Raw genomic sequence first — 6503 nt, forward strand, 5'->3', positions numbered from 1 at the left:
ACCGCTTCATTTCTGTGTGCCATCCACTGCGCGCTGTTGCCTTTCGTTATCGCCTTGCTACCGGCGCTGGGCCTGGGCTTCCTGGCCGATCACGCGGTCGAGCGTGGCTTCGTCGTCTTCGCGTGCACCCTCGCTACGACCATGCTGTTGCTCGGCTATCGCCGGCACCGGCGGCTCAACGCCTTGTTCGTGCTGTTGCCGGCGCTGATCCTGCTGCTCGCCGGTGTCATCGTGGATGTCGAGCATGCGGCCGTGACGCATGCCTGGCTGGTCAGCACCGGCGGCAGCCTGCTTGCGCTGGCCCATCTCGTGAACCTGCGTCTTTCCCACGTGCATGATGCGAATTGCCGACACGGGTGATTGTGTAACCGGCACCACCGTTCCTAGCATGCCGCGACCCTTGCTGCCGCGTTCTTCCGATGACCCATCCGCATTCGCATCCCGCCGCGGCTCCTGCGCACGACCATGATCACGACCATGGCCACAGCCACGCCGAGCTCGACGACGAAGCGCGCGGTCACGTAGCCGGCTACTTTGGCGACCGCCGTCGCACGCGCAAGCTCATGCTGGCTTTTGCGCTGACCACGCTGATGATGGTCGTTGAGGCGATCGGCGGCTGGCTGTCGGGATCACTCGCCCTGGTCGCCGACGCGGGCCACATGCTCGTCGATGCCCTGGCGCTCCTGTTTGCGTGGCTAGGCGCGCATTTCGCCCAGCGTCCGGCCGATGCGCGGCGCAGCTTCGGCTACGCGCGGCTGGAGGTGCTGGTCGGATATACCAATGCGCTGACGCAGTTCATGCTCGTCGCGTGGATTCTGTTCGAGGCCGCCCAGCGCTTCTACGCGCCCGCGCCGATCCTGTCCGGCATGATGCTGGCGGTCGCGCTCGCTGGCCTCGGTGTGAACCTGCTCGTGCTGAGCGTCCTCGGCGGCCACGATCACGACGATCTCAATACCGCCGGCGCGCGCCTGCATGTGATCGGTGACCTGCTGGGCTCCCTCGGTGCGGTCAGCGCCGCGCTGCTGGTGCGCTATTTCGACTGGCTCTGGGCCGACCCGGCGATCTCCGTCTTCGTGTCGCTGCTGATCCTCAACAGCGCCTGGCGCCTGCTGCGGCGTTCCGCGCACATCCTGCTGGAAGGGGTTCCGGAAGGGGTCGAAGTGGCCGCGATCGTGAGCACGGTCGAGCAGGAGGTGACCGGCGTGCGCGAGGTGCACCATGTACATGTCTGGCAGCTCGCCGGGGGTGTGCGTGTGGCGACGCTGCATGCGCGTCTCAACGAAGGCACGGCGCCGGACGACGCCATCCTCGCGGTCGGACGCACGCTGCGCCAGCGCTTCGGCATTGAGCATGTCACGGTCCAACTGGACGGGGTTCTGTGCCATGCACCCGAATGCGAGCCGCCGACGGAAACCGCGATCAGGCCGATCTGTTCCGGACACGGCCACGCCCACTGACCCCAGTCAGCCAGGCCAGTTTTGCGTGCGGCCGCCGCGCTGGTAAGCTACGCGGCCATTGCAAGCAATTCCTGGAGTGATTCGAGATGGGTAAGGGCGACAAGAAGACCCGCAAGGGCAAGATCTATTCCGGCAGCTACGGCAACATCCGTCCGCATGTCATCAAGACTGATGCAGCGACGAAGACCGTCAGCAAGACCACTGCTGTGAAGAAGGTCGCTCCGGTCGCGAAGAAGCCCGCCGCGAAAAAGCCCGCCGCCTGATCTCGCGTCGTCGCTTCGCCCGATCGGATGGGCATGTCCAAACAAAAACCCCTGCGCAAGCAGGGGTTTTTGTTTGTGAGGCAGTTGCCGGCAGTCTCACTCAGACGAGCCGCCTGCCGCCCGCGTAGACGCGCCGCGCGCCACCGCCGCCGAGCCAGTAACACAGTTCGGCCGGCTCGCCGATGTCCCAGACGCACAGGTCGGCACGCAGCCCGACCGCAACCCGGCCGCGATCGCCGAGCCCCAGCGCGCGCGCCGCATGCACGGTCGTGCCGCGCAGCGCTTCCTCCGGCGTCAGCCGGAACAGTGTGCAGGCCAGGCTCATGGCCAGGCGCAGCGACAGCAGAGGCGAAGTGCCCGGATTCAGATCGGTGGACACGGCCATGGCGACACCGTGATCGCGCAATGCCGCGATCGGCGGCAGCCGGGTTTCGCGCAACACATGGAAGGCGCCCGGCAGCAGTACGGCGACCGTGCCGGCTTCGGCCATGGCCTTGACGCCGGCGATGCCGGTGTATTCGATATGGTCGGCCGACAGGCCACGGAATTCGGCCACGAGCGCCGCGCCGTGGAGGTCGCTGAGCTGGTCCGCATGCAGCTTGACCGGAATGCCCAGGCCCTGCGCGGTTTCCAGCACTCGCCGCGTTTCGCTGGGCGTGAAGCCGATGTTTTCGCAGAACGCGTCGACCGCGTCGACCAGTCCTTCGGCTGCCAGCGCCGGCATCATATGGATGCATACCTCGTCGATATAGGCCGACTGGTTGCCGCTGTATTCGGGCGGCAGTGCATGCGCACCGAGAAATGTCGTTCGCACGCCGACGCCGAGTTCCTCGCCGATGCGTCGTGCGACCTGGAGCATCTTGCGCTCGCTGTCCAGATTCAGGCCGTAGCCCGATTTGATCTCCAGTGTGGTGACGCCGTCGGCAAGCAGCGCGCGTGCTCGCGGCAGCGATTGGGCGAGGAGCGCCTCGGCGCTCGCGGCGCGGGTCCGGCGCACGGTGGAATTGATGCCGCCGCCCGCGCGAGCGACCTCTTCGTAGCTCGCACCGTTGAGGCGCTGCTCGAATTCCTGCGCGCGGTCGCCGGCAAAGACGAGGTGCGTGTGGCAGTCGATCAGGCCGGGCGTGATCCACGCGCCGTGCAGCGATTCGATCTCGCGCGCAAGTGATTCGGGCGCGCCGGGTAGCTCGTCGCGTGGCCCGGCGAACGCGATGAGCCCGTCTTTCCAGGCGACCGCAGCGTCATCGATGCGCCCATAGGGCTGTCCATTGTCGGCCAGTGTGGCCAGCCGGCAATCCAGTAGCAGGCAATCCCAGTTCGTCTCCATGCGGCGATGGTAGCAGCGTCAACGCGACGATCAGCGTCGACGCGTCCGCACCGTCAGCAGGATGTGCAGCTGGCCGCGGTGGCGCGATCGGGCTTGGCGCGGGCGCGCCGAACGCTCACCATGCGCAGCCTTGCCGCGGCCGCGATCGCGCCTCACCGGAGAACCGCAATGACCTCGTACCGCAGCGACCATGCCTGGCTGCCCCACGGCTGGGAGCCCGACGTGAGCTTCCGTATCGACAACGGCTGCTTCACCGCCGTGGAACCGAATACAGACGCGACAGGACAACGCCTCGGCGGCTGGGTGCTGCCGGGCATGCCGAACCTGCATTCGCATGCGTTCCAGCGTGCCATGGCCGGGCTGGCGGAGCGCCAGACCAACCCCGAGGACAGCTTCTGGACCTGGCGCGAAACGATGTACGCGTTCGCTGGCCGGGTCGGCCCGGATGAGCTCAGGGCGATCGCCGCTCAGCTCTACGTCGAAATGCTCGAGGCTGGCTATACCCAGGTCTGTGAATTCCACTATTTGCATCATCAGCCTGACGGCAAGCCGTACGCCGACGCGGCGGCGATGTCGCTGGCATTGATCGAGGCTGCGCGTGAGACTGGCATCGGCCTTACCCTGCTGCCGACGCTGTACCAGACCGGCGGTTTCGACGGACGCGAACTCGGCGAACGCCAGCGCCGTTTCGGCCACGCGACCGAGGCCTATCTGACCCTGCTGCAGACGCTGCGCGGGCTGGAAGACGCGACCTTGCGCGTCGGCGTCGCGCTGCATTCGCTGCGCGCCGTGCCGCAGGCGTCGCTGCAGCGGGTGCTCGACAGCGGGCTCGTCGACGACGCCCCTATCCACATCCACATCGCCGAGCAGATCGGCGAAGTTCAGGACTGCCTGGCGCTGCGCAACGCGCGGCCGGTGGAATGGCTGCTCGACAACGCGCCGGTCGATGCACGCTGGACCCTGGTGCACGCGACGCATCTCACTGCCGAGGAAGCGCGCGCGCTCGCGGCCAGCGGCGCGGTGGCCGGACTCTGCCCGACCACAGAGGCGAACCTCGGCGACGGTCTGTTCCCGCTGAAGGCTTTCCTCGATGCCGGCGGCGTCTTCGGCATCGGTTCGGACAGCCATATTTCCGTATCGCCGGTCGAAGAGCTGCGCTGGCTCGAATACGGCCAGCGACTGCAGTCGAGACATCGCAACATCGCGGTGTCGGAATCCTCGAGCAGCGTCGGCGAGACGCTGTGGGGCGATGCGCTGTTCGGCGGCGCGCGCGCCGCAGGCGCTGCGCTCGGCGTGATCGAAGCGGGCGAAGGCATGCGCGCGGACCTGATCGTGCTCGACGACAGCGCACCGCAGATGGCATCGCGGGGGCGCGATCACCTGCTCGATACGTTCGTGTTTTCCGGCAACCGCAATCTCGTGCGGGACGTCATGGTCAACGGACAATGGTGCGTGCGCGACGGCCGCCACCGTGACGCGGCGCGTATTGCCGAACGCTATGCCGCCGCGCTGCGGGCGATCGGTTTCTGAGCCGGCTCAGCGCGCGCCGCGCAGCATGCCGTGCATGGTCTGTGCGTTGCCGTCGTTGTGCGCCGGCTTGATCCGGAGCAGGTGGGCCAGCAGCGGATAGACGTCCACGTTGTCGAACTCCGGCACGCGCACGCCGCGGCGAAAGGCTGGGCCGCTGGCGACGAACAGCGCACGCATGTCGGGTATCGCGTTGTCATAGCCATGCTCGCCGCGCGAGAAGTCGTCGGCGTGCTCCTTGAGCCAGGTGGCGTTGGTGATCATCCAGCCCGGCGCCGCGAGGCAGACGATCGGCGGAATACGCGGGTTGCTGCCGTAGTGGAAACGCGCGGGAATCTGTGTGCGGCGCCAGCACTGCATGTGGTCGTGCGGCTTGAGCAGCGTGGCGTCCGCATAGCGCTGCTGCCCAGGCGCCGGCACGAACCCGGCGACCACGCCGTAGGTGACCGCGCGCACGCGCTGAAGGTCGACGATGTCGTCGGCTACGATGGTGCGCTGGACGCTGGACCCGGTGAGGCCGTGATCCGATACCACGACGAGGTTGAACTTGTCGCGCAGGCCGCGCGCGTCGAGGCCGTCGACGAGGCGTCCCAGGGCCGTGTCGACCTGCCCGAGCATCGCATCGACCTCGGGCGAGCCCGGGCCGTAGTCGTGGCCGGTCCGATCGACCTGCTCGAAATACAGGGTCATGAAGCGTGGCCGCTGCGCATCCGGCAGATCGAGCCAGCCCAGCACCGTGTCGACGCGAGCGTCGGCACTGAACTCGCGATCGAACGGTTTCCAGTAGGTCGGTCGCACGCCGCCGATGGCGGCATCGGAGCCCGGCCAGAACATGGTCGCGCTGCGCAGCCCGTGGCGTTCGGCGCCGACCCAGATCGGCTCGCCGCCCCACCAGCGCGCGTCGGCGGTGGTGCTGGCGTCGCTGTATACGAATTTGCTTTTTTCCCCGTCGCCCTCGATGCGGTTGTGCACGATGCCGTGGTGGTCCGGATACAGGCCGGTCACGAGGGTGTAGTGGTTGGGAAACGTCAGCGACGGAAACGCCGGACGCAACGCCTCGGCGCGTACGCCGCCCGCGGCCAACGTGGCCAGGCGTGGGGTGACGCCGCGGTCCAGGTAGTCGGCGCGGAAACCGTCGATGGAAACCAGCAGCAGATAGTCGGGTTCGGTCGTCGCGGCTACCGACGACAGTGTCTGCTCGGGTTGCGCGGGTGCGCGCGATGCATGGTTCGCACACGCGACCAGCAGCAGTGCCGGGCAGGCGAGCAGAAGGAGGCGCAACAGCGGCGCCGGAGCAGGACGGAGACTGGGCATGCGCTCGAGTATGCCAGCCCTTGATGGTGCTTTTGCAGCGCCGGAAGTCTTGCCGGGCGGGGCGGCGGCGGTGCGAATGGCCCAGGCTGGGCAGCGTGACAGCGCGCTGTCACACTGCCACCCGGCGGCCCCGGGACGCGGCCTATAATCGCCGCTTCGCCACACGGAGCCGGCCATGAACGCCCCCACCCGCATCGATACCACGCGTGTCATCCGCGCGCCCCGCGGCAACGCGCTGAGCTGCAAGAGCTGGCTGTCCGAAGCCGCCTTCCGCATGCTGCAGAACAACCTCGATCCGGAAGTGGCGGAAAACCCCGCTGAACTCGTCGTCTATGGCGGCATCGGCCGCGCCGCGCGCAACTGGGAATGCTTCGACGCGATCCTGCGTTCCCTGCGTGAACTTCAGGACGATGAAACCCTGCTGATCCAGTCGGGCAAGCCGGTCGGCGTCTTCCCGACTCACGTCGACGCGCCGCGTGTGCTGCTGGCCAATTCCAATCTTGTGCCGGCCTGGTCGACCTGGGAGCACTTCAACGAGCTGGATCGCAAGGGACTCATGATGTACGGCCAGATGACGGCCGGCTCGTGGATCTACATCGGCAGCCAGGGCATCGT

6 protein-coding genes and 1 pseudogene are annotated in these 6503 nt (G+C 67.4%); 5 read left to right on the forward strand and 2 right to left on the reverse strand.

Annotated elements, in window-relative coordinates:
* The 3 genes from RUU78_RS15625 to RUU78_RS15635 form a co-directional block, all read left to right on the forward strand.
* A partial coding sequence (locus RUU78_RS15625) for a MerC domain-containing protein (RefSeq protein WP_313918215.1) occupies positions 1–360 on the forward strand: 360 nt, incomplete at its 5' end.
* A gap of 59 nt (positions 361–419) precedes the next feature.
* Positions 420–1457 carry a cation diffusion facilitator family transporter gene (locus RUU78_RS15630; protein WP_313918217.1) on the forward strand — a complete coding sequence of 346 codons (1038 nt, stop codon included), beginning with the start codon at positions 420–422 and terminating at the stop codon, positions 1455–1457.
* An 86-nt stretch (positions 1458–1543) separates the two neighbouring features.
* On the forward strand, positions 1544–1720 hold the full coding sequence (locus tag RUU78_RS15635; RefSeq protein ID WP_313918219.1) for a 30S ribosomal protein THX: 177 nt from the start codon (positions 1544–1546) through the stop codon (positions 1718–1720).
* A 100-nt stretch (positions 1721–1820) separates the two neighbouring features.
* Here the strand turns inward: RUU78_RS15635 and hutI are convergent, their stop codons facing one another.
* Entirely contained in the window at positions 1821–3047 is a 1227-nt protein-coding gene (gene hutI / locus RUU78_RS15640; RefSeq protein ID WP_313918220.1) for an imidazolonepropionase, read from the reverse strand.
* A 168-nt stretch (positions 3048–3215) separates the two neighbouring features.
* On the opposite strand from hutI, the gene RUU78_RS15645 reads away from it, so the two are divergent.
* Complete coding sequence (locus tag RUU78_RS15645) at positions 3216–4577, forward strand: formimidoylglutamate deiminase (protein ID WP_313918222.1); 1362 nt, start codon at positions 3216–3218, stop codon at positions 4575–4577.
* Positions 4578–4583: 6 nt separating this feature from the next.
* Here RUU78_RS15645 and RUU78_RS15650 read toward each other — a convergent pair whose 3' ends face one another.
* The gene (locus RUU78_RS15650; RefSeq protein WP_313918224.1) at positions 4584–5888 is read right to left on the reverse strand and encodes an ectonucleotide pyrophosphatase/phosphodiesterase; all 1305 of its coding nucleotides are present in this window, start codon (positions 5886–5888) and stop codon (positions 4584–4586) included.
* A gap of 175 nt (positions 5889–6063) precedes the next feature.
* Between RUU78_RS15650 and RUU78_RS15655 the strand changes: the two are divergent.
* A pseudogene (locus tag RUU78_RS15655) lies at positions 6064–6503 on the forward strand (urocanate hydratase); the annotation flags it as partial.

Source organism: Tahibacter sp. (genome assembly GCF_032229445.1).
In the GTDB taxonomy this organism is placed as follows: domain Bacteria; phylum Pseudomonadota; class Gammaproteobacteria; order Xanthomonadales; family Rhodanobacteraceae; genus Tahibacter.